This window comes from Desulfomonilaceae bacterium, from assembly GCA_041662605.1.
Classification (GTDB): Bacteria; Desulfobacterota; Desulfomonilia; order Desulfomonilales; family Desulfomonilaceae; genus CAJBEZ01.
The window spans coordinates 43,269-64,395 of sequence record JBAZSD010000003.1 but is presented as its reverse complement, the minus strand read 5'-3'; the positions used below and the strand labels follow the sequence as shown (position 1 = coordinate 64,395).

General features: G+C 48.7%; 22 protein-coding genes and 2 tRNA genes. 15 read left to right on the top strand and 9 right to left on the bottom strand.

Annotation, left to right across the window (positions count from 1 at the left end):
* Nucleotides 1–20: 20 nt before the first annotated feature.
* The 7 genes from secD to WC647_03120 all read right to left on the bottom strand — a co-directional run bounded on the left by secD (nucleotide 21) and on the right by WC647_03120 (nucleotide 6,985).
* On the bottom strand, nucleotides 21–1,625 hold the full coding sequence (secD, locus tag WC647_03150) for a protein translocase subunit SecD (GenBank protein ID MFA6221290.1): 1,605 nt from the start codon (nucleotides 1,623–1,625) through the stop codon (nucleotides 21–23).
* Between the two features lie 13 nt (nucleotides 1,626–1,638).
* Nucleotides 1,639–1,983 carry a preprotein translocase subunit YajC gene (yajC, locus tag WC647_03145; GenBank protein ID MFA6221289.1) on the bottom strand — a complete coding sequence of 115 codons (345 nt, stop codon included), beginning with the start codon at nucleotides 1,981–1,983 and terminating at the stop codon, nucleotides 1,639–1,641.
* A complete protein-coding gene (gene tgt, locus WC647_03140) occupies nucleotides 1,976–3,094 on the bottom strand; it encodes a tRNA guanosine(34) transglycosylase Tgt (GenBank protein ID MFA6221288.1) in 1,119 nt (372 codons plus the stop codon). The genes yajC and tgt overlap by 8 nt, the downstream gene beginning before the upstream one ends.
* 155 nt (nucleotides 3,095–3,249) lie before the next feature.
* The gene (locus WC647_03135) at nucleotides 3,250–4,422 is read right to left on the bottom strand and encodes an acyl-CoA dehydrogenase family protein (GenBank protein MFA6221287.1); all 1,173 of its coding nucleotides are present in this window, start codon (nucleotides 4,420–4,422) and stop codon (nucleotides 3,250–3,252) included.
* A gap of 231 nt (nucleotides 4,423–4,653) precedes the next feature.
* Nucleotides 4,654–5,694, bottom strand: coding sequence for a lysylphosphatidylglycerol synthase transmembrane domain-containing protein (locus WC647_03130; GenBank protein MFA6221286.1), 1,041 nt, complete (start codon nucleotides 5,692–5,694; stop codon nucleotides 4,654–4,656).
* A gap of 4 nt (nucleotides 5,695–5,698) precedes the next feature.
* Entirely contained in the window at nucleotides 5,699–6,127 is a 429-nt protein-coding gene (locus WC647_03125; protein MFA6221285.1) for a hypothetical protein, read from the bottom strand.
* Between the two features lie 129 nt (nucleotides 6,128–6,256).
* Entirely contained in the window at nucleotides 6,257–6,985 is a 729-nt protein-coding gene (locus WC647_03120) for a phosphatase PAP2 family protein (GenBank protein MFA6221284.1), read from the bottom strand.
* Nucleotides 6,986–7,233: 248 nt separating this feature from the next.
* Here WC647_03120 and WC647_03115 point away from each other — a divergent pair.
* From WC647_03115 to meaB, 14 genes are all read left to right on the top strand, one after another.
* Nucleotides 7,234–7,308 (top strand) — tRNA-Lys (locus WC647_03115).
* Nucleotides 7,309–7,342: 34 nt separating this feature from the next.
* Nucleotides 7,343–7,420: transfer RNA gene (locus tag WC647_03110), tRNA-Glu, on the top strand.
* 110 nt (nucleotides 7,421–7,530) lie between these two features.
* Entirely contained in the window at nucleotides 7,531–8,316 is a 786-nt protein-coding gene (locus WC647_03105; GenBank protein MFA6221283.1) for a DUF169 domain-containing protein, read from the top strand.
* Nucleotides 8,317–8,698: 382 nt separating this feature from the next.
* Nucleotides 8,699–9,646, top strand: a complete 948-nt coding sequence (cas6, locus tag WC647_03100; GenBank protein MFA6221282.1) for a CRISPR system precrRNA processing endoribonuclease RAMP protein Cas6 — start codon at nucleotides 8,699–8,701, stop codon at nucleotides 9,644–9,646.
* A 307-nt stretch (nucleotides 9,647–9,953) separates the two neighbouring features.
* Complete coding sequence (locus tag WC647_03095; GenBank protein ID MFA6221281.1) at nucleotides 9,954–11,351, top strand: hypothetical protein; 1,398 nt, start codon at nucleotides 9,954–9,956, stop codon at nucleotides 11,349–11,351.
* Nucleotides 11,348–12,745, top strand: coding sequence for a hypothetical protein (locus tag WC647_03090; protein ID MFA6221280.1), 1,398 nt, complete (start codon nucleotides 11,348–11,350; stop codon nucleotides 12,743–12,745). The genes WC647_03095 and WC647_03090 overlap by 4 nt, the downstream gene beginning before the upstream one ends.
* 327 nt (nucleotides 12,746–13,072) lie before the next feature.
* The gene (locus WC647_03085; GenBank protein ID MFA6221279.1) at nucleotides 13,073–13,510 is read left to right on the top strand and encodes a MaoC family dehydratase; all 438 of its coding nucleotides are present in this window, start codon (nucleotides 13,073–13,075) and stop codon (nucleotides 13,508–13,510) included.
* Nucleotides 13,507–13,665: a hypothetical protein gene (locus tag WC647_03080; protein ID MFA6221278.1), complete on the top strand. Its 159-nt coding sequence runs from the start codon at nucleotides 13,507–13,509 to the stop codon at nucleotides 13,663–13,665. Before WC647_03085 ends, WC647_03080 begins: the two co-directional genes overlap by 4 nt.
* A gap of 213 nt (nucleotides 13,666–13,878) precedes the next feature.
* Nucleotides 13,879–14,421 carry an isoprenylcysteine carboxylmethyltransferase family protein gene (locus tag WC647_03075; protein ID MFA6221277.1) on the top strand — a complete coding sequence of 181 codons (543 nt, stop codon included), beginning with the start codon at nucleotides 13,879–13,881 and terminating at the stop codon, nucleotides 14,419–14,421.
* Nucleotides 14,422–14,505: 84 nt separating this feature from the next.
* Nucleotides 14,506–15,111, top strand: a complete 606-nt coding sequence (locus tag WC647_03070) for a pyruvate kinase alpha/beta domain-containing protein (GenBank protein ID MFA6221276.1) — start codon at nucleotides 14,506–14,508, stop codon at nucleotides 15,109–15,111.
* Between the two features lie 37 nt (nucleotides 15,112–15,148).
* A complete protein-coding gene (locus WC647_03065; protein ID MFA6221275.1) occupies nucleotides 15,149–15,403 on the top strand; it encodes a hypothetical protein in 255 nt (84 codons plus the stop codon).
* Between the two features lie 176 nt (nucleotides 15,404–15,579).
* Complete coding sequence (locus WC647_03060) at nucleotides 15,580–17,277, top strand: methylmalonyl-CoA mutase family protein (GenBank protein MFA6221274.1); 1,698 nt, start codon at nucleotides 15,580–15,582, stop codon at nucleotides 17,275–17,277.
* Between the two features lie 26 nt (nucleotides 17,278–17,303).
* Nucleotides 17,304–17,708: a cobalamin B12-binding domain-containing protein gene (locus WC647_03055; protein MFA6221273.1), complete on the top strand. Its 405-nt coding sequence runs from the start codon at nucleotides 17,304–17,306 to the stop codon at nucleotides 17,706–17,708.
* A gap of 3 nt (nucleotides 17,709–17,711) precedes the next feature.
* Entirely contained in the window at nucleotides 17,712–18,743 is a 1,032-nt protein-coding gene (gene meaB, locus WC647_03050; protein MFA6221272.1) for a methylmalonyl Co-A mutase-associated GTPase MeaB, read from the top strand.
* A gap of 223 nt (nucleotides 18,744–18,966) precedes the next feature.
* Here the strand turns inward: meaB and WC647_03045 are convergent, their stop codons facing one another.
* Nucleotides 18,967–19,542, bottom strand: coding sequence for a DNA-3-methyladenine glycosylase I (locus WC647_03045; protein ID MFA6221271.1), 576 nt, complete (start codon nucleotides 19,540–19,542; stop codon nucleotides 18,967–18,969).
* A gap of 266 nt (nucleotides 19,543–19,808) precedes the next feature.
* On the opposite strand from WC647_03045, the gene WC647_03040 reads away from it, so the two are divergent.
* Nucleotides 19,809–20,633 (top strand): NAD(P)-dependent alcohol dehydrogenase, encoded by an 825-nt coding sequence (locus WC647_03040; protein ID MFA6221270.1) that lies wholly within the window; start codon nucleotides 19,809–19,811, stop codon nucleotides 20,631–20,633.
* A 42-nt stretch (nucleotides 20,634–20,675) separates the two neighbouring features.
* Here the strand turns inward: WC647_03040 and WC647_03035 are convergent, their stop codons facing one another.
* Complete coding sequence (locus WC647_03035) at nucleotides 20,676–20,951, bottom strand: hypothetical protein (GenBank protein ID MFA6221269.1); 276 nt, start codon at nucleotides 20,949–20,951, stop codon at nucleotides 20,676–20,678.
* Nucleotides 20,952–21,127: the final 176 nt, after the last annotated feature.

The window sequence follows — 21,127 nt, the reverse complement described above, 5'->3', positions numbered from 1 at the left end:
AAAGTAAAGAATCTCAGATATTAAACACTGAGTTTCTTGATCCGTTTAACCTGAAACGCATAGTCAAAAATAGCCCTGGTCACAAATAAGGCTGTAAACATTGACGCTATTAACCCGATACAAAGCGTAATGGCGAATCCCTTGATTGGGCCGGTTCCAAACTGAATCAAGGGTAGCGCCGAGAGAATCGTTGTCAGGTTTGAGTCAAAAATGGTCGAGAATGCCTTGGAATAGCCGTTCTCCAACGCGGCTCTGGGAGTCCGTCCTAGGCGCAACTCCTCTCTGATACGTTCAAAAATCAAAATGTTCGCATCAATAGCCATACCAATAGTAAGAGCGACCCCGGCGAGGCCCGGAAGAGTCAAGGTAGCTCTCAGTCCAGGTGACACCATGACTGCGAAAATCAATATTAGGTTAAAAAACAGGGCTATATCGGCTACAAGTCCAGACCACTTATAATAAAGCGCGATACAGATGACTATCAGGAGCATGCCTAAAACTATCGCGTTTCTTCCCGCTTTTATCGAGTCTTCCCCCAGGGATGGTCCAACCGAGCGGTTTTCCAGGATCTTAACGGGCGCAGGAAGCGAACCGGCCCTCAGGACTAGAGCGAGGTCGTGAGCCTCGTCAGGAGAAAACATACCCTCTATGATAGCTGATCCGCCAGAAATACGGTCTTTGATCACAGGAGCGGAATAGACCCTGTTGTCTAGTACAATGGCAAGTCGCTCCCGAACGTGTTCTCCTGTTATTCTTTCAAACTGCTGCGCCCCAAGCCGGTTAAAATCCATCCCGATTGTCATGCGACCGGTATGGTCGGGATGAACCCTGGCGTCTGTAAGCAAATCGCCAGTCAGCAGGACTTGTTTCTTGACCAGAAAAGGTGTCCGGGTAACAGCTCCGGTTCTTGGATTCTTGTCAAGCTGATAAAGGATTTCATCACCCGGAGGAACAGCCCCTTTCAGAGCAGCGCTGAGGTCTCCTTTTTCATCGACAAGCCTGAATTCCAGTCGAGCGGTACGTCTTATTATGTCAATGGCCCTGTTGACGTCCTCTTTCAGTCCCGGCAACTGTACTACAATCCTATCCGTGCCCTGGATGACAACGTCAGGTTCGGCCACGCCAAACGCGTCTACTCGATTCCGAATCGTGTCGACCGCCTGTCTGACGGCTTTTTGCTTGATTGATTCTACTGTCTTGGGGTCAAGCTGCAACTCGGTTTCGAATCCCTTGTCGGTTTGTCCCGATGAAATCTTTTTAAAGCTGGAGAGCTTTTCCAGTACCTTTTGGTCAAACAAGGAAGCCTGGTCGGGATCCTTGAAAGATATGACAAACGAATCCGCAGAATTTCGATGTAAATCTACATACCTGATCCGCTCATCCTTCATTAGGCTGGAGGCTTCCAGCATCGTTTGATCAACGACGGCTTCCACAGCTTTCTCTACCTGCACTTCCAGAACAAGGTAAAGGCCGCCTTGCAGATCCAGTCCAAGCCTGATAGGGCTATCCGGCAAATACTTGGACCATATTGCGGGCACTGGGCCAATCGAAGGATAAATCAAAAAAAGGCATATTGCCAAAACGGAAAATATTATTACAAATCTGGTCTTGAGACTCTCTATCATCTACTGTGTCTCCTCAGGCATTCGGTTCCACAGGGGGAGGAGGTGTTGAAGCCAATCCGGCGATGTATGGCCTGGCTACACGAACCCGAACCTTGTCGGCAATTTCAAGGACCACGATCTGATCCTGAATAGCCGCGACTTTTCCATAAACACCGCCCTGGGTGATAACGCTGTCGCCTTTTTTAATGTTCTCAAGCATCACTTTGTGGTCTTTTGCCTTTTTTTGCTGGGGTCTAATGAGCAGGAAGTAAAACACAACAAAAATGAGAACTATAGGCAGAAACTGGATCAAAGACTGCATCCCGTCTCCACCTGCCTGTCCGGTCTGAGAACCCATGGCGTAAGCCAAATCAATCATCGATATCCTCCGTTTGGAATGAGTACTGCTTCAGCAAAGAATTCAAACGATTTTCACTAATGGCGGTTCTAATATCAGACATGAGCCGATAATAAAAGTTCAGATTGTGGATAGTAGCCAAATTAAAACCGAAAATCTCTTTCTCCCGAAATAGATGTCGTAGATAAGCCCTTGAATAATTCCGGCACAAAACGCAACCACAAAGGGGATCCACCGGACCGTGATCTTCCCGATACCTCGCATTGCGTATGTTCAATCGGCCCGATGATGTGAACAGATTTGCGTTTCGAGCGTTTCTAGTGGGCAGGACACAGTCGAACAAATCTACACCCATGATGGTCGCTTCGACAATATCGAGCGGCATGCCGACTCCCATCAGGTACCGAGGCTTATTCTCAGGTAAACAACTGATGGTCGTGTCAATGACTTCGACCATCAGTTCGTGAGGTTCCCCCACACTCAGGCCGCCTATAGCATAGCCATCAAATCCCAGTGAGGTCAACCCTTGTGCGCTCAACCTCCTGAGATCAGGAAACATCGATCCTTGTACTATGCCGAACAACGCAGGGTCAACTTTTTTTTTGGCGGCAATTGACCGCGCCGCCCATTCTGTTGTCCGGTTGACAGCCTCCAGCGCCTCTTTTTCAGATACTGGATAACCTCTGACATCGTCAAGGACCATTATTATATCCGCGCCAAGAGCTTCCTGAACAGCCAGGCTCAGTTCCGGAGTGAACAGATGAGTTGATCCATCAATATGAGATTGGAACAGAACACCCTCATCACTGATTTTTCTTAATTTGGCCAGGCTGAACACCTGAAAGCCGCCACTGTCCGTTAGGATAGCGCCCTGCCAGTTCATGAATTCTCTAAGCCCACCGAGGCGTTCGATCAATTCATGGCCGGGCCTCAGGTAAAGGTGATAGGCGTTAGCCAGTATGAGTCGATATCCTGTATCCCACACTATATCAGGGGCCACGGCTTTTACCGCCGCGAGAGTGCCTACAGGCATGAACGCAGGTGTCTCTATTTCAGCGGGAGTCAGTGACAGGCGCCCTGTTCGAGCTTTAGATCCAATATGTTGATGAGTGATGGAGAAATTAAACGCCATTAAGCAAGCCAATTTTCCGGAAACTAAGGGTCGCCATTTGAAAAATAAAGAGGATTGGGAAAGATGACAAATTTGTCAAGCTTCGTCCAATCCTCCGAAGAATGGCCATGGGGGGCGAGGTGTGTCAGGCCCCCAGGAACATGAGCTTTATGCCATCATCTGTTCGCCTTTTTCAATCCAAGCGCATCCGTGGCTATGATCATTTTCATAATGTTCGTGGCGCCTTCAAGGATCTTGTACACCTTGCCGTCTCTCAAAATACGCGCGATCGGGTATTCATTCGAATATCCATAAGCGCTAAGCACTTCAAGAGCAAGATTCGGGACTTCGTCAGCGGCTCTACAAGCGTAAAACTTCGCAAGCACAGTTTCCCGCATGTTGTTCACCAGGCCCTTGTCCTTCTGAATAGCGCACCGCCAGACGAGAGCCCGCGCCGCCTCCGTTTCAGCTACCATCCTGGCTATCACTTCCTGAACCATCTGGAATTCAGCTATAGATTTACCAAACTGCCTGCGTTCGGTGGCGTATTTTATCGCTTCATCCAACGCTGCCTGACATGACCCAACGGCGCCGGCGGCGGCAGAAAGCCGGGTGCTAATCAACTCCTTCATCAGGTAGCCAAAGCCCTTGCCTTCTTCTCCCAAACGATTCTTTGCAGGAACCCGGACATCTTCCATTATGATCTCACCGGTAGGGCAGGCCCATATGCCCAGTTTTTCCTTGATGGCCTTCGTTGAAACACCGGGAGAGTCCATGTCCATCACAAACACGCTCATTCCGTTGTGTTTAGCCTTCTTGTCGGTCATAGCGAAGACAATGGCCATGTTGGCCACCGGAGACCAGGTTATCCACATCTTTTGGCCATTAAGGACGTATTCATCTCCGTCCCGGACGGCTGTCGTCATCATGGCGGCGGTGTCTGATCCTGCGTCGGGCTCGGTAATGCCAAAACATCCAAGAATTTCAGCCGACATAAGCGCTGGAATGTATTTTTTCTTAAGTTCTTCGCTGCCCCACTTCAAGATCGACATGGCCGTTCCCATTGTCTGCATGTTGAACGCCACTCTGAGCGAGCCGGACGCCCTACCGATTTCTTCGGTTACTATCGCATGGGCCAGGTAACCCATGCCGTTACCCCCGTACTCTTCAGGCACGGGGCACCCGAAAAGACCAAGTTCCCCCATTTTGGTAACGAGTTCGCGCTGAAAACGGTGTTCATTTTCATCCTGGTCCACTGTTGGGGCAATTTCGTTGGCGGCGAATTTCCGGACCATATCACGTAGCATTATATGTTCTTGGGTTAGTTCAACATCATATTCGTCACTCATTTTAGCTACTCCTAATGAAATAAGTCCCCTATTCAGGGGGATGGATGGGCGCTTTGAAATCGACTCAGATTCGGGGCGGAACATCATGGCGCCAGAAAAGCCCGATCCAGCATTTGTTCCCCATTGTAATCATTCAAATCCTGCAATGGACTCCTGAATATCGTTACTCTAGCAGAATTTAAGCGGCTTAGTCAATATTTCAAAAGATAGAATCAATATTTACAAAATTCACTATGATGGACAATCATGGGACGCTCGAGCCTTTCCAGACGCGAGAAGATACACGCTGACCGCCATTCCCACAAAAATAGCATACCACAGAGTGCAGACCCGAATCAGAATAACCGCAGGAAGACCTCTTGAATAGGATATTCCGAGATAAGCGAAAAGACCCATCATCCCTGCCTCAGTTCCGCCGATACCACCAGGAAGCATAGACAGCGCTCCCAATATCGTCGAAAAGCAGTATACGAAATTAGCTTCCGTCACACTTGCCGGCAGTCCGAATCCTTTCATCACGATAAACATTGACAGGGATTCCATTGACCACGCAATGACTGAAACAAGAAGACCGAGCAGGAAAATTCTGGGTTTCATTAAATCCTTGCCGGACAACAATATCCTCAAGGCTCTGGCAGCAAACCATGACACAACTGGCAGGCGCTCCATGGCTTCAAGTATCGGTCGATAAAGCCTCTCCAGGCAGAGAAAAGCACCGGCGGCAATGACGACTCCGGCCAAAGCCAGGAATAGGCTTCTCCATCCTTCAAAAAAGAGCAAAGAGAAGGACCCAAGAATCAGGACCGCAAAGAGATCCATCAGACGTTCTACAACAACAATACCAACTACCCGAGTGACAGACACTCCGTAATCCCGCTTCAAGAAAACCCCTTTCATCGCTTCTCCGACTTTTCCAGGCGTACCTGTTAGCGCAAAACCGGCCAGGAAAGCGCTTGTAGCGTACATGAAAGGAACTCCGGCTCCAATGTTTACGAGATAGTAGTGGAATCTCCATCCCCTAATGAGCCATCCTGCAGTGACAAGGCCCAACACCATGCCCAGGTCACGAAGAGGAAATAGTGATATTGCATGCAGAATTCGCTCATGATCGGAAAAGAGCGTGGCCCCGGCGTAAAGCAAAACCCCTGCTAACGAAAAAATAATTATTGAGCTGAGTATGCGGTTAAGCGAATACTGTTCGCGGTTGGTCTGAGCCTTTTGAACGGTCGTGTCAACAAGCGGCTCTGCTTGCTCCTCTATATAATTTGACATCCGATTACCGACGTTCAGGGAAATATACGCATTTGCCGCTGAATTCGGCCCACGCCGCGTCTAGTTGACTCTTCATGTAATTTACATAATTCGCTGTTTGCGCATATTGCGGATCACTTGGATTCATCCCTCGCGCTTGATTGTAGAGAGCATAGTATGACTGGTACAGGCTCTGCCACCGCTTTTCCATTCCGAGACATTGCCCATATTCCGGGTTGGTGAGATTGGGGCGGAAGGCATAAGCCAGTGGTTGTGGCTGGGGTTGCTGGTAAGGCGCCTGCTGTGGAGGATATCCGGCAGGAGGACCTTGAGGAGGCGAGGGGGCCATTGGATACTGAGCGTTTGTCAACCGTAAGCCCATCAACGGGATCGACACGAGCGCTACTATCACCAGAAAAAATGGCCAGCTTGACAGGAAACTTTTTGGAAACATGGTCAACTCGTATAAAGATCTTAAAATCATAAGTGATTATATATAAATGAGTTGGTAAGGTCAAGCCGAAGACACATCAGTGGTTATGCGACTCAGCGGCGTCTTGAAATGACCATTATTTTATCTGGGTCAACTGTGTCCAGAGCCGTCATCCGTATCATCATCAATTTTCGCAGGTATCTTAAACAGGCAAAAATAGAGCCAAGCAATTATTGAAAACACTATTACGCCGGACCACAAAGTGTCGGAAAGGAAATGGGCGCCCTGAACGATCCTTGCGAAGCACCCAAGCGCTCCGAACGCCAAGCCGACGCCCAGAAAAAGTCCGGCCAATCCGGGAGCGTATGGGAATAATGCGACTCCGGAGGCAATGGCGAACGCGTTTGCGCAATGGCCTGAAACGAAAGATTTGCCATCGTTGGGACCGGCTGGGCTGAAGACCCCTCTATACTGATACGCTCCTCCGAACGTTACAGTGTCGGCCGGCCTTGGCCGGCCCCAGAGTGGTTTCAGTATACCGTTTACTACGAGGCCTGGCCCAAGTATTACTGTTAGGACTATCACGAGAAGCGATTTGGAGTATTTGGATGGGAATCTGTTTACCCTCGTTAGCAGATACAGGATCAAAGCGACGACGGCCATTATGATCGCAGGGTATTCTCCGAAACGATAGAATTCTAGCCATGGTGATTGCTTCCCAATCGGCCATCCGGTGTGTCCGGGCCCTGAGTCATGAAACCCCGAGGACAGCTTCAGGTCCCAATCTCCCAGGTATATTAATACGCTGATCATGACGCCGGACAAGAGCAGTAAAGCTACAATCGCCCAGCCGACTCGTTTGGATTGCGACTCAGTCATTTAATTGCGCTCCTGACCAATGAATTTATGTCTGGAATCGTGAAAACAGAAAGGGAATGAAATCATTTTTGATGTCCCAATTCAAGAGAGGCCGAAATAGTATTCGGGAAATTTGTGTTGGACAATTTTAGGACAGACTATTGACACGTCAAAACTGATGTGTTTTACTTAATAGATGGCGTCGCGACGGGGCTTTGCGAGCTGGTCATGGGACGCCTATTGAAATGTTGGCGCAGCCAAATACAAGCGGGCCGTTAACTCAGGGGTAGAGTATCTGCCTTTTAAGCAGAGAGTCGCTGGTTCGATCCCAGCACGGCCTACCAAAAAATCAGCCGAGAGTCGCTGGTTTATTTCAGCGTCCCCATCGTCTAGTCTGGCCTAGGACACAGGCCTTTCACGCCTGCGACAGGGGTTCGAATCCCCTTGGGGACGCCATTCATTTTTTCCCGACCGACTATTCCAGATTCTAATCCGCCATCCAGTTAATTACATAATGGCCCGTCCATAAAGTTTCAATTTCTCAATCTATCGGAAGGAGATTCATTATGCCAGGAGAAACGCGTCTAGAGCAGGCCAACTTCATTTACGAAAACCTTAGGCTGAGAAGTCAACCCATTGGTGTGAAATTCTTGGACACTTCGGACTTCCCAGAAAAAACCAGACGTCCTTCTCAGGTCTTGGGCAAGAGGGTTACGATTTGCCAGGGCGTGACAATGGCTCGAATCTACGGATGGCCGGTTGGGCTTGGACGAGAAGACCTCATCTGCGTCCCGGCAATGATAGCGTTTGGATTTACTCCAGCATCCGACCAAAAAGCGGTAATGAGCAAACTGCTATGCAACGTCACCCTGTCGAAAGATATGGACTCAGCCAGGATGGAAGCGGATTCCATGTTTACGCTCGAGAAGAACCCAAACAAGGGGGTATACCTCGCTCCACTTGCCAAGACTGCTCTTGAGCCTGACACAATAGTGACATACGGCAATCCGGCCCAGATAATGAGAATGATTCAGGCGTGGGTTTACATGACCGGTAAGAGGATCACCGCAAACCTTGGTGGAAAAATTGAATGCACGGAATACCTCATAGGCCCATACAAGGATAATGCAGCGAGAGTTTCCATTCCAGGCAATGGAGATCGAATTTTCTCAATGACCCAGGATGACGAGATGGCGATTTCCATACCAGCTTCTGGTTTGGAAACTATGGTTGAAGGCTTGAAAAACGCGGGTAAAGCCCTCGGAGCCAGATATCCTGTGACATTCTACCAGAATTTTCAGCCTGAGTTTCCGAAATATTACAAAGAACTGGGTAAGGAATTGGACATATAGAAGGTAACCGGAAAAGCGACTTCCCACGATATTTATCGGGGGAAGCCTGCTCCTGGAAATTATTTTCAGCGGCATTGATATATCTAAATAGCCTAAAAGAAGAACCCCTGTCTGTAAACAAAAAGTGTTGCATCCCGCTTATTACCTTTACATTACGTTAATGTAAGTGATAGTAAAATACCGGATCTTGGGCAAGTTAATTACTGATAACTTTATTGTAAACACAATTTTCAAGGGGTATGTCCCATGATCAAGCCATCAAATTGTTTGTCACCTGTCAGGCGGCTTTTATCATGAGCGTTTGAGCTTCTTGCATTAGGGTTTGTATAGGGTACCGGTTTACATCCCAATACTGAAACCGTAACGATTGAGGGGGGCTCAAGTGCAATTTGGTAAATACGATTTCCATTCAGTTTTCAATTCAGACGCTATTCTCCCTCGTTACAAAGGATCCACTTTCAGGGGGGCTTTCGGGATAGCTCTAAAGAATGTAGCCTGTGCGTTAAAGCACCAAGACTGCCGACGCTGTCAGCTACTAAAGAGCTGCGCTTATGTTAGAATTTTTGAAAATGCGCAGCCTCAAGAAGGCGCCGGGAATGGGGTAAGGCCTCATCCCTTTGTCATCGAGCCGCCCGACAGTGCGAAGACCAGGTTCTCGAATGGGGACGAATTTAATTTCTCTATTCTGTTGTTTGGTTTTGCCAATGGCTACCTGCCGTATTTTGTATACGCGTTTGAAGAAATGGGAAAGATAGGGATTGGCAGGTTGCTCGAAGGAAGCAGGCCTGGGTATGACCTTGTCCGAGTATCGTCTTCATCCAGAATAGTCTATGAAGGAACCGACGGATTTGTGTTGATGGGATGTGAGATTGACATGCCCTTCGATGAAGGTCTCGAAGATGACGGCCGGGAGTTTGAAATTACTATATGCATTGAAACCCCGCTAAGGCTTAAATTCCAGAATAAGTTCCATACAGAATTGCCTTTTCATATTCTTACGCGTTCGATGTTGCGACGAATTTCCAGCCTTAATAACCACTTTGGCAATGGTGAGCCTAACCTGGATTATGTGGGCCTTATAAAACGTGCCTCGGATGTTGAGACAATAGATTCATCACTGGAATGGCTGGACTGGACAAGATTTTCCAATCGACAGCAGGTGAGAATGCAACTTGGGGGTATGGTGGGCGAAATCACATACAGGGGAAGACTCAGCGAGTTCCTGCCTCTAATCAGATATTCTTCCAAGGTGCATTTAGGCAAAGCCACCACGTTCGGTCTGGGGAAGATAGAGATGATTCAAGACCCTGCCTTGGAATCGGGAGTGTAAGGCTTTTGTCATGAGGGACCCCGGATAGCGCTTTTACAATATTCAATATAAGGCCCAACGATTAAAAAGAACTTCGCTTCAGCAAGAATGTCCAAATGGGGGGCTAACGACATATAGACGCTAAATTTTCATTTGAATTTTTGAGGAATGTTTGCGATGCTGGTATTTCTTGCTTGCGCTAAATCAATCACCGGAATTATGCTTTGAAACCCCCTGGTATCCTTTTTTACATTAAAATTTCCATTACATCGTCGGAGTCCGTGAGCGAACCCAAGCCCCCCATTCGGCGACCCTTTGAGAATACTTGATGTCCAGAGAATTGCCCAGAGCGCTTGATGGAATGTCAGAACTGATGGTTTACTCCAACTATCCGGACGCAAAAAACATCATGTTGTTTGGCTTTGATGTCGAAGGAGCAGTCGACATCGACGCCTTAAGTATAGCTTTGAGGGATTCTTTGCCGAGTTTTCCGGAATTTTCGAGTTACGTGAAAGAATCCAGGATTCAAGGGGAAAGGCGCTTGACATGGTTTCTGGATTCGGATTTTCAACCAGAAATTAGACTTTCAAATATGGCGGTAACTGATTCCCATCTCGGTTTTCAGCATTCGTTACTCCAGAGCCTCCATCAAAGCCTGGAGAAGGATTGGGACCTATTTCACACTGCGCCAACTGAATTTCACCTGATTCGTTTCCCTGACGGACGGAGTAGTCTCCTAACGATGGTACACCATGCCGCTGCCGATGGATGGACCTTGGCGGCATTCTACCGAGCATTTCTGGGACGCTACCATAAGATCGTGACCGGAGGAGAGCCGGAATGGGCCCATGATTACGACCATGTGTCCAGCGTGAAAAATCGGATGGTAGAATTGAAAAGGACAAGATGGAGCGATGCGGCTTTCTTTGTAAAAAACGTCCTTAGCCCTTATTTCTCCAGGCCTACTCTTCCAAGGGGAAACGGAAAACCACTTGATATTGGAGTACACTATGCCAAGTCGGTCCTGACCCCGGAACAGACAGATCGTGTTGTAAAAAACGTTTCGAGACGAGGGAGTCCCTTCATTGATGCCCTCTTGGGAGGCATGGCTTCGACAGTAGACAAATGGAACGCCTTTCTTAAAATAAGAAAGCTTGGCAACATAGTGATTTGTGTCACAGTACAAATGAGAGGAAGGTTTGGACAAGCGGAAGTCGCTTCGAATACGTCTTCTCTCGTTGTGAAATTGCGTGAAAATGAGCGGACGAATCCGGAACTGTTTTCCAGGTCGGTTTCACAGCGAAGACGGGAGCAGTCTGACAGTCTGGCGGACATCAGGGCCTGGCTGGCTGGATGCAGGCTGGCTGACACTGTTAGGGGTCTTCCTTTGTCAGCAAGACAGCGCATAGCCCACTTTGTATGCCATATTCCCCTTATCCCAATCCTGATTGCCCCATTCGGGATGATGTGGCCGGAAACCAGGGAAGGGCGGCGGACTGGAGACTCATATCTGAAGGAGGCTGGAGGTCTCAACCTCATTGAATTTCATGCGATCCCATATAAACTTGGATATAGCTGCCCCTTGATTCTGGGGGCATATACTTTTCGCAAAAGGCTCAACCTTCAGATCATGGCATCAGCGAACCATTTCACCCGAGCCGAGACTGAGCGCTTTGTGAGCCTGCTTGCAGATGTTCTGGTTGAGGATCCCTTTGGGGGCGCATGAAAGGGTTAGAGCCGTTGGCGCCATCAAAGTTCCTGGACCCAAACTCCGAGATGATTGCACTGACCAGTTTCGCCAATACCAAGAACCTTCTGGTGACTGCATTCGAGATCAAAGGCCCATTTGACGAGAGCTTGTTGAAACCGTCCGTGATGAGGGCACTGGAGTGGTTTCCGCAACTCCTCTGTTGCCTGAAGGAGACAAGGAAAAAGAGCAGGCATTACTTGTGCTGGCATCCCCGTCCTGATGTCGAGTTTCCCATTATCATATCGTATCTGAAGGATCAGCAGGCCGCTGTTCCCATTCTTGACACCGTGTTGAACCATCTAACCCCTAGACTGGACAGGGATTGGGATCTATTCGAGGAACCGCCAGGTGAGATTCATTTGTTGAGAATTTCACACGATCATTATGTAGCAGTAGCAATCGCACATCATGCAGCCTTTGACGCCGCTACAGCTTCTGAATTCGGCAGACAATGCTTTCTGCAGTACCGGGAGTTGCTAACGGGTGTCAGGGATGATTTTCCCGGCATGATGACTCATGGTCTGTCCACTTCCAGGAAAAGAACTGTGAAGGTCAGGGTGCGCAAATGGGAGGACATCGTCCATACTTGCCGGTTGGCCATTAAGCCTTTGTTTTCAAAACCTCCTTTGCCTGCCGGGACAGGGCTACAAACAGATGAAAAGCAGTATCATGTCAAGAGACTTCTATCCGTCGAAGAAACAGCAAGCCTAACCATGTCTACGCAAAAAAAAGGGGAAAATCTTGTAGACATCCTGATAGCCTCCAGCAATCTAGCGATAGAAAAATGGAACAGAATTCGAAACGTAGAAACCGGTAATGTTACAACGGCCTTGACTATGAATATAAGAGGCAGATATGCAAGCCTGGATCACTTGAACAATGTGAGCGCATTATTTTTTGAGTCTGGCTCGAATGAGAGAAAAGACCCTAAAAAACTAATTCATTCACTGTCAACTGAACGAATCAGGCAGTTTCGGAAACAGATGGACTTGAAGCATTATAAGAATGTCGCCAGGATGATTTCCTGCACAAGTCTCTTGCCATTCAATGCGAGGCGAAAGGTTGTTCATCAGATAACCCAGAAACATCAATGCTCGATCGCAGTAACACTCTTGGGAGTTGTATGGCCGGAAATGAAGAATGGTAAACCAACGCTCGATTCTTATCCAACCGGTGTAGGTGAGACCCATATAACCGAAGTATATGGAACAGGCTATAAACACCTTACGAGCACGCCGTTGGTTTTGATAGTCTATTCATTTCTGAAGAGGCTCAATCTTGTTCTGGCGGCTTCGGGTTCCCTCTTTTCCCGAAAAGAAGCTGAGGACTTTATGGATCTATTTATGCGTGTACTTCAGGAAGACATCTGATTCGAATCAGCAATCCTGCAGCGCAGGCGCAATCCATTGCGACCCCAATACCTGTGCTTCGCTTGAAAAAATTATCACTATCATGAAACAAAATCGTACTAAACCGGAGCTTGAAATCTACCACACGCCCAGTTAGTGACAAAAATGAGACGTATCTCCGAGGATTTGGGCAAAGAAGTAGCTAGCCCGAATGACGCACGACAAATGTCAAGCGCGAAGGGATTGGAGCATGTGGCTTTCTTGTAATTTCCAAGGTAAACTAAACGCGTCAAACCAGACAGGTCGTCATGGGGCCCAGAAGTCAGTTGACTGAATTAGGAGGCATTTATGGACTTACAACTTGGTAGATCATATGAAGAGCTTGAACTTGGCGAGAAAGATTCTGTTTCAAAGACGATTACGGAAACGGATGTTTACCTGTTTGCTGGAATATCTGGTGATTTTAATCCTATGCATGTGAACGAGGAATATGCGAAGAAAACGTCTTTTGGTAGCCGTGTAGCTCATGGGCCGCTGACACAGGCGCTGTCAGCTCCATTAGTTGGAATGAAACTGCCTGGGCTTGGGACTATCGCAGTCGAATTCTCGACTCGCTTCAAAGCCCCGGTATTTTTTGGCGACACGATTACGGTTACCGGAGAAATCGTTGAAAAGATCTCGGACAAAAAGTGGGTAAAGGTGGCGTTAACTTGGACGAATCAAAAAGACGTGGTAGTGGCGGAAGGGTCAGCCGTGGTCTCGCCACCTAGAAAGGCGCCTCGGTGAGTCGACCTGTTTTCCTTGATTTCGAAGCGATTGAAAAAAACAGTAGCGCCTGGAAAGATATCATGTCTTTGATTCTGTCAACGGTTGAAAAGGGAGACCGGATCGTGCTTCGTGCGGAAAAGGTATTTGCTGAATATAGGTTCAACAAGACCTAGGTTTCCGAGATCGCAGGATTAGAGGGGGTTGCAGAAGGCTCAATATACGATTTCTTTGATAACAAAGAGGATCTATTTCTGTTGATTACCGAAGCCGGATTAAAAGGACACATGGAGTTATTGCCGGAAACTTTTCATATCGATACACCCCGTAGGAAGCTTAGAAGGTTCATCAGCGAGAATAGAAAAAAACCTGTTTGAGGAAATGACGCTATGATTACCAATAAACTGGTGGAGGCAATAGTAGAAGCCGCTGGAAAACACAGGTCCACTGGCTACAAAACGGTAGTAGCATTGGTAGGGGCCTCTCTGTTTCTAATCATAATTCCTCTGCTCCTGTTACTGGCCAGTTACGGCATTGAAGAATATTTCCTAACTCATAGGCTTCGGATTTTACAGATAATGGTTGCGCTGTTAAGCCTTGCGTTTGGATTCTTCCTAATGGTCTGGACGTTCGTGTCGTTGATTAGAACCGGAAAAGGTACGCCGGTTCCCGTAGCTCCGTCTCAAAAATTAATTGTAGATGGTCCCTACAGAATATGCCGAAACCCAATGTTACTCGGAGTGATTATTTATTTTCTCGGAGTTGGAACCATTGTGGACTCCATAACTATTGGGTTTATAATGTCTTGTCTGATTCTTCTAATCGGAACTTGTTACAGTAAGTTTATTGAAGAGAAAGAATTGCGAATGCGGTTCGGACAGGAATATGAGGAATATAGAGAGAAAACGACGTTTCTGATTCCGAGATTTTGAGAACAGCGGTCCCTTTAAATTTGTACGTGATTTTCGCTGTTCACCTTCGCCGCTGCGAAAAACAGGCAAAACAAGGAGTGCCCCGTGGAAGAAAACGATCCGAAAAACTCGGCTTCCTATTATGAAACGCCGGTTCTTTATTTCAATGAACCTGGCCCTCGTGATACAGGGCAAGTCCTTGAGTGCGTCCGTAGGCGAGCCCAGGAACTCAACATCAAACGGGTGTTGGTGGCCTCTGTAAGCGGTGACACAGCTCTGAGGGCACGACAGATGCTGGCTCCGGAGATCAATATCATAGCGGTCAGCCACGTGACGGGTTTCGTAAAACCTAATCACCCGGAGATGCCTGCAGAGGTTCGCAAAGGATTGATCGCAAAGGGCATAAGCGTGCTTACGGCGCAGCACGCTTTTGGAGGTGTAGGCCGGGGCATAAGGACGCAATTAGGCGCATATCAGGTTGATGAGATAGTTGCCTACACCTTACGTATTTTTGGTCAGGGAACCAAAGTTGCGATAGAACTGGCTCTAATGGTCGCCGACGCCGGCATAGTCAGGACTGATGAAGATGTTATTTCGGTGGGGGGAACCGGGAGAGGCGCAGATACGGCGCTTGTACTCCAGCCGACCAATAGCGCTGACTTCTTGAAACTTAGGGTCAAAGAGGTAATTTGTAAGCCTGCGAGGTTTTAATGAAATTCATGTTCCTGGCTATCCATGGACCGAGTGGGTGAAATCGGGATCCACAGGAAAACGATGTGATCCCGAAGATTTCAATTCGAGACAAAATCGCCTGCCCATTTCAGTCTGCATGGAACAAGACAAATTTTATTCAATTGTTCCAGCCCGTTGGAGTGTTGCCGTGAAGGCGGCTGAAACAGGGACTGGCCACGCCAATCCTCTCAAAACACTTTTCTTTGGTCTCTGTTTCTTCTCAGTCGGTTTGTCCACCACACCGTTCGAAAGCTGCGGGTCGAGGGAATAGGACGCGTCCAGGCTGTTTATGGACTATCCTTATTCGGGTTTATAATGTGTATAGGACTTTTAATTTGCTGAGTTTTCTACCATGGTGTGATGCCACCGGTGATGGTAAGATAGAGTCGTCGGGGCTGAAAATGAACACGCGCCCCGTTGTTCAGGCGATGTACGAGGAGACAATCGATGAACCAAGGGCATGCAACGAAAAAGAATCCAGATGGCTCATGTGACGTGAGCTGGGACGACTATCTCAAGTCCTACTATGAAAAGCCCCAGAGCGTTAGGACTTGGTCGGGGCATGAGGTCCATGAACTGTACACTCCCGATGATCTGGCAAACAAGGATTACAAACGTGAAATTGCCGATGCGGGAGAATACCCGTTCACAAGGGGTCTCCATAGAAATATGTTTCGGGGTCGGTACTGGACCAGGCGCGAGGTAGTTGGAATTGGCTCTCCGGCAGACACGCACGAGCGGGCAGCTTTTTGTTTCGAGCAAGGAGGCTCAGGCCTGAACACCATCGCAGACGTTACCTACGAAATGGGGCTCGACGTTGACCATCCCTGGGCGGAAAACGAAGTCGGTTTGACGGGGGTAAATATCACGTCCGTCAAAGATATGGAGACCCTGGTTGGTGACATTCCACTGGACAAAGTGAGTTGGTCTCTAATTACAGCCTCGACGGCGGCCGCAGCTACCATGGCTCAATACGTGGTCGTGGCTCAGCAAAAGAATTATGACATAAGCCTCCTCCGCGGTTCCATCCAGAATGACCCGATTCACTTCCGATACTGCGGTTTTAGGCCCGCATGCCCTTTAGATCTCTCCGTAAAGCTCGGTTCAGATGTCATGGAGTACTGTACGAGGCATATGCCCAAGTTCTATTACACCACAGTGAATATGTACGATCTGAGGGAACAGGGAATTAACGCCCACCAGGAAGTGGCGTACGGGTTCGGGATCGCGATGTGCTACATCGACGAATTGCTCAGGCGTGGCCTCCATATTGACGACTTTGCTCCTCGATTTACCTTTTACGTTTCATGTCATGTGGACTTCTTTGAAGAGATAGCCAAGATCAGAGCAGCGAGGCGGATGTGGGCAAAACTCATGAAGGAAAAATACGGGGCGAAAGATCCCAGGTCAATGCAGTTCCGCTTTGCCGTTCATACTGCAGGCTGCTCGTTGGTACCGCAGCAGCCTCTAAACAACATCGTTAGGATTGCCTATGAAGCTCTAGCTGCGGTTCTTGGCGGAGTTCAATCTTTGCATTGCTGTTCTTACGATGAGCCGATGTGCCTCCCGACTGAAAAAGGGCATCTACAGGCGTTGAGAACGCAACAGATACTTGCTTATGAAACCGGAGTTACCAACGTGGCGGATCCACTCGGCGGCTCATACTATATCGAGAGCCTCACCGACAAGATAGAGGAAGAAGCGTTAAGATGCATGAAGGAGGTCGAGGAACTTGGCGGAATGGAGGAGGCCATACGGACCGAGTGGTTGGACCGCAAGTTCGAGACCGAGGCCGTCAAACGCCAAAAAGAAGTCGATAATAGGGATAAACTAATAGTTGGCGTCAACATATTCGATTCCGAGCCGGAAACAAAGACCCCTCTTGGAGTCCAGCGTATTGCGGAGCAATCAGCCAAACAGCAAATATCTGAGGTACAGGAACTCAAGAGAACCAGGGATATGGCTACGCTTCGAGATGCCATCGATCGTCTCAGGGATGACGCGTCAAGAGGCAAAAACACCATTCCAGCAATGATCGAAGCTACAAAGGCGTTCGCAACGACTGCGGAACTATTGGGAACAGTTCGAGAAGTAATGGGCTATCCTTATGATCCGATGCAGGTAATCGAATCTCCCTTCAAATAAGCTTAGAGTCTGGAGAATGGTGTGGCATGAACCAGAATAAAATCAAAGTGATTGTAAGTAAAGTGGGCCTGGATGGCCATGATCGTGGAGCAAAGGTCGTCGCTACTCTGTTGAAGGAGGCCGGGATGGAGGTTGTTTACCTCGGGATGTATCAAACGCCTGAAGGAGTCATCAAAGCAGCGATCGATGAAGACGCCGATGTCATAGGTCTTAGCTACCTTTCCGGCGAACATCTTGTTTATACCCCCAAGATCGTCGATGAAATGAGAAAATCAGGGCTTGACGATGTTCTGCTTGTTGTAGGCGGCTCCTTTCCGCCGGAGGACGTACCGGTAATGAAAGAGATGGGTGTGGACGAGGTATTTCGAGGAGGGTCGCTAACAGAATCCATAGTTGACTACATCAAGAAAAATACTCGGGAAAAAGGCTGATTCATGGCAAAGAAGACGCCTGATAACCCCGATGAGATGGCGCAGAAGCTCCTTGCCGGTGATCGTCGGGCAGCGGCTCGAATGATCACCCTTGTTGAAAATCAGTCTGAGAAAAGCAACCAGGTTATGAAGCTGGTCTATCCCAATACCGGCAAATCCATGGTCATAGGACTGACCGGGTCTGGTGGTAGTGGTAAATCCAGTCTGATCAATCATTTGATCCGGCAGTACCGAGATCAAGGCAAACGAGTTGGTGTGGTGGCAGTGGATCCGAGCAGCCCATTTTCAGGTGGAGCGCTTCTTGGAGATAGAATTCGATTCCAGGCCCATTCCATGGATGATGGGGTGTATATACGGTCCATGGGCTCGCGTGGTTACTTGGGTGGTTTGGCCAGGTCCACAAACGATGTGGTCCGGATAATGGAGGCCATGGGTAACGATGTGGTGATCGTCGAGACTCTCGGGGCCGGACAGGACGAGGTAGACATTATCCACGTAGCCCAGACCTGCATACTGGTTTTGACTCCAAATATGGGCGACGACATTCAAGCTATGAAGGCGGGTATCATGGAGATCGCTGACATAATCGTGCTGAACAAGGCGGACCTGGACGGGGCCATCTCATGTCTTCACAGCCTGGAAGCGACTATCCAGTTGGGCAGTAGCCGCAAGGAAGGCAGTTGGGGGCCGCTGCTGATCCCAACGGTGGCGGCTGCAGTAAAGATAGAAGATCTCCAAGGTGTCAACGAACTGGTGAAAGCCATCAATGATCATCAGGAATACCTTCATCAAAGCCATGCCATAGATGAGGTTCAAACAAAGCGCATTGAGCAGGAGCTTGGCCTGGTGTTCAAGGACGAAGTCCAGAAGTTCATATTCAAAGGGCTGAAGGGCACAGGCAAGAAACACCAATACATCAAGGCAATCTTTGACGGCAGGACTGATCCTTACTCGGTAGTTGAAGAAGTCCTTAAAACTTTCTTGAAAGAAGGATCCAAGGTCAAGAAAACAATCAGTTCAAAAAAACAGATCTAATACCGGGCATCGTCTGCGTCGGGATCAATATCGTGTGTTGTAAGATTCCAGGTTTAAGGGGCAACCCGTACGCCAACTGAGACCCAAAGGATGAATCACTCCGATCATGGTCACGTGTTTGCACAGACAGGGCATCTATCAACATCTTGTTTTCAACTGAGGGAAAGGGGTTCCTCAATGGAGAATCCAGGGAACCCAGATCCGTTACGATATATTTGCGTAATTACCTGCTTTTCTGTTCAATTTCCTTCCAGCGGAAGCAATCCAGCGTATGGTCGTTGACCATCCCAACAGCCTGCATGAAGGCATAGCAGATCTTGTTTCCCACGAAGGAGAAACCTCGCTTCTTGAGGTCCTTACTCATGGCCTCAGACTCTTTTGTTGAAACCGGCGCCTCGGAAAACCTCTTCCATGAGTTTCTTATTTGTTTGCCACGCACAAACCTCCAAATATAGGAGTCAAACGTCCCAAACTCATCACGGACTTTAAGAAACCCTCTGGCATTGCGAACAGCCGACTCAATTTTGAGCCTGTTACGGACGATGTCTCGTGAAGCCAGAAGTTCCTCAACCTTGTGCTGATCGTAGGAGGCAACGACGTCCGCCGCAAAGCCGTCGAAGGCTTTTCGGTACCCTTCACGCTTACGGAGAATGGTCACCCAGCTCAGGCCGGCTTGGGCTCCTTCCAGAACTAGAAATTCGAAGAGCAACCGGTCGTCGTGAAGGGGCACACCCCATTCCGTGTCATGGTATTGCTGTTCCAAAGGGCCTCTGCCAGCCCATGCGCAACGAATTGGCACTGACCTATGCCTCCATTAGATTGAATTGCCAGACACACTTGCCATTTCGACAGTCCAAATGTCAAGCAAACCCCATATAAGTGCTTGGCGCCAATAGAAATGCGGGTATTCTTGAACACGAACATCGAATGATGGCTACTACGTGGGAATACAGGCGACATGCCGAACCCCTGTTGAATGCGAACCTGTATAATTCGACAGCGCGACTGAGAAACGTATCCTCTTTGAACCAACTATCTGATATACTATAGAAAAGGAACTGAACATTGCCAGCCCATACGGACACACAAGCCCACATAATTCTGGCGGCCGTTCTGCGTAAGGGAGGGGTCCCTTTGAAGATCGAATCCCTCGAACTTGAAGGTCCTCGGGAAGATGAGGTTCTGGTGCGAATCGTTGCTTCCGGAATCTGTCATACCGATATAGATTTCTGCGAAGACTGGGATTCTACTGGCACCCCTGTGGTTCTGGGGCATGAGGGCGCTGGAATAGTAGAACAGGTTGGGCAGCAGGTGAAGGACTTCACGCGTGGCGATCATGTCGTGCTCTCTTACCAGTCCTGCGGCCACTGCCGACAATGCCGAAGTGAACACCCCACAGACTGTGAACATTTCTACGAATTGAACTTTGGTTTCGCTCGCCTGGACGGTAGCAATGCGATGCAACGCAGTTGCGTTCGCGGGCACTTTTTCGGCCAGTCTTCGTTCGCCACTCATGCCCTTGCCACTAAGCGCAATCTCGTGAAGGTTCCCCGAGACTTGCCCCTGGAGATTTTGGCTCCGCTGGGTTGCGGTATGCAGACCGGAGCCGGTACCGTAATAAACTCCTTGAAGGTCTCGAAAGGGGCAAGCATCGCTATATTCGGTACGGGGGCTGTTGGTCTTGCTGCAGTCATGGCGGCTCGCATCGTGGGGGCCACGACAATCTTTGGAGTAGACATCAAGCCCAATCGGCTCGGAGTAGCCCTGGAGTTGGGCGCTACCCATGTGATTAACAGTCATCATGATGACATCGCCTCGGGCATTACCGATGTCACAGGTAGTGGCGTTGATTACGTGGTGGAAACCACGGGTGATCGGAAGATGCGATAGCTCGCGATTCAGGTGTTGAACCCACTTGGCGCTTGCGGGTTCCTAACCGGAAGCGGTAGTACAAACTCTCTGACAGACGGAAGGAAAAGCCTCAGCATAATCCAGGGGGATGCCATTCCTCAGCGCTTCATTCCTAAACTGATCGATCTGTACGGAGCAGGGCAGTTTCCCTTTGACCGCCTTGTGAAGTTTTATGACTTCAGCGAGATCAATAAAGCAATCGCCGACGCCAAGAGAGGCGACACGATCAAGCCTGTCCTGCGAATGAATTAGCTGTACGCCACAGAATAGGTGACCAGGTTTTCCCACTCTGACCATTGGCTCACATCCTGCTGGGAATTATCAGGATCAAACAAAAATCTGGCATGTCGGAAGCGAGGATCCACTGCAAATGACAGGAAGCGTGAGCCTCTTGAAGCGCTAGACACTTAAGGATTTAACCTTACCGTTCTTACAAGACGTTTCCCCGCCAAAAGATCGGAGGAAATCCACGG

Coding starts and splice junctions, on each gene's coding strand:
- secD (MFA6221290.1), bottom strand. CDS start 1,625: ATGATAGAGAGTCTCAAGACCAGATTTGTAATAATATTTTCCGTTTTG.
- yajC (MFA6221289.1), bottom strand. CDS start 1,983: ATGATTGATTTGGCTTACGCCATGGGTTCTCAGACCGGACAGGCAGGT.
- tgt (MFA6221288.1), bottom strand. CDS start 3,094: ATGGCGTTTAATTTCTCCATCACTCATCAACATATTGGATCTAAAGCT.
- WC647_03135 (MFA6221287.1), bottom strand. CDS start 4,422: ATGAGTGACGAATATGATGTTGAACTAACCCAAGAACATATAATGCTA.
- WC647_03130 (MFA6221286.1), bottom strand. CDS start 5,694: ATGTCAAATTATATAGAGGAGCAAGCAGAGCCGCTTGTTGACACGACC.
- WC647_03125 (MFA6221285.1), bottom strand. CDS start 6,127: ATGTTTCCAAAAAGTTTCCTGTCAAGCTGGCCATTTTTTCTGGTGATA.
- WC647_03120 (MFA6221284.1), bottom strand. CDS start 6,985: ATGACTGAGTCGCAATCCAAACGAGTCGGCTGGGCGATTGTAGCTTTA.
- WC647_03105 (MFA6221283.1), top strand. CDS start 7,531: ATGCCAGGAGAAACGCGTCTAGAGCAGGCCAACTTCATTTACGAAAAC.
- WC647_03095 (MFA6221281.1), top strand. CDS start 9,954: ATGTCCAGAGAATTGCCCAGAGCGCTTGATGGAATGTCAGAACTGATG.
- WC647_03090 (MFA6221280.1), top strand. CDS start 11,348: ATGAAAGGGTTAGAGCCGTTGGCGCCATCAAAGTTCCTGGACCCAAAC.
- WC647_03085 (MFA6221279.1), top strand. CDS start 13,073: ATGGACTTACAACTTGGTAGATCATATGAAGAGCTTGAACTTGGCGAG.
- WC647_03075 (MFA6221277.1), top strand. CDS start 13,879: ATGATTACCAATAAACTGGTGGAGGCAATAGTAGAAGCCGCTGGAAAA.
- WC647_03060 (MFA6221274.1), top strand. CDS start 15,580: ATGAACCAAGGGCATGCAACGAAAAAGAATCCAGATGGCTCATGTGAC.
- WC647_03055 (MFA6221273.1), top strand. CDS start 17,304: ATGAACCAGAATAAAATCAAAGTGATTGTAAGTAAAGTGGGCCTGGAT.
- meaB (MFA6221272.1), top strand. CDS start 17,712: ATGGCAAAGAAGACGCCTGATAACCCCGATGAGATGGCGCAGAAGCTC.
- WC647_03035 (MFA6221269.1), bottom strand. CDS start 20,951: ATGGTCAGAGTGGGAAAACCTGGTCACCTATTCTGTGGCGTACAGCTA.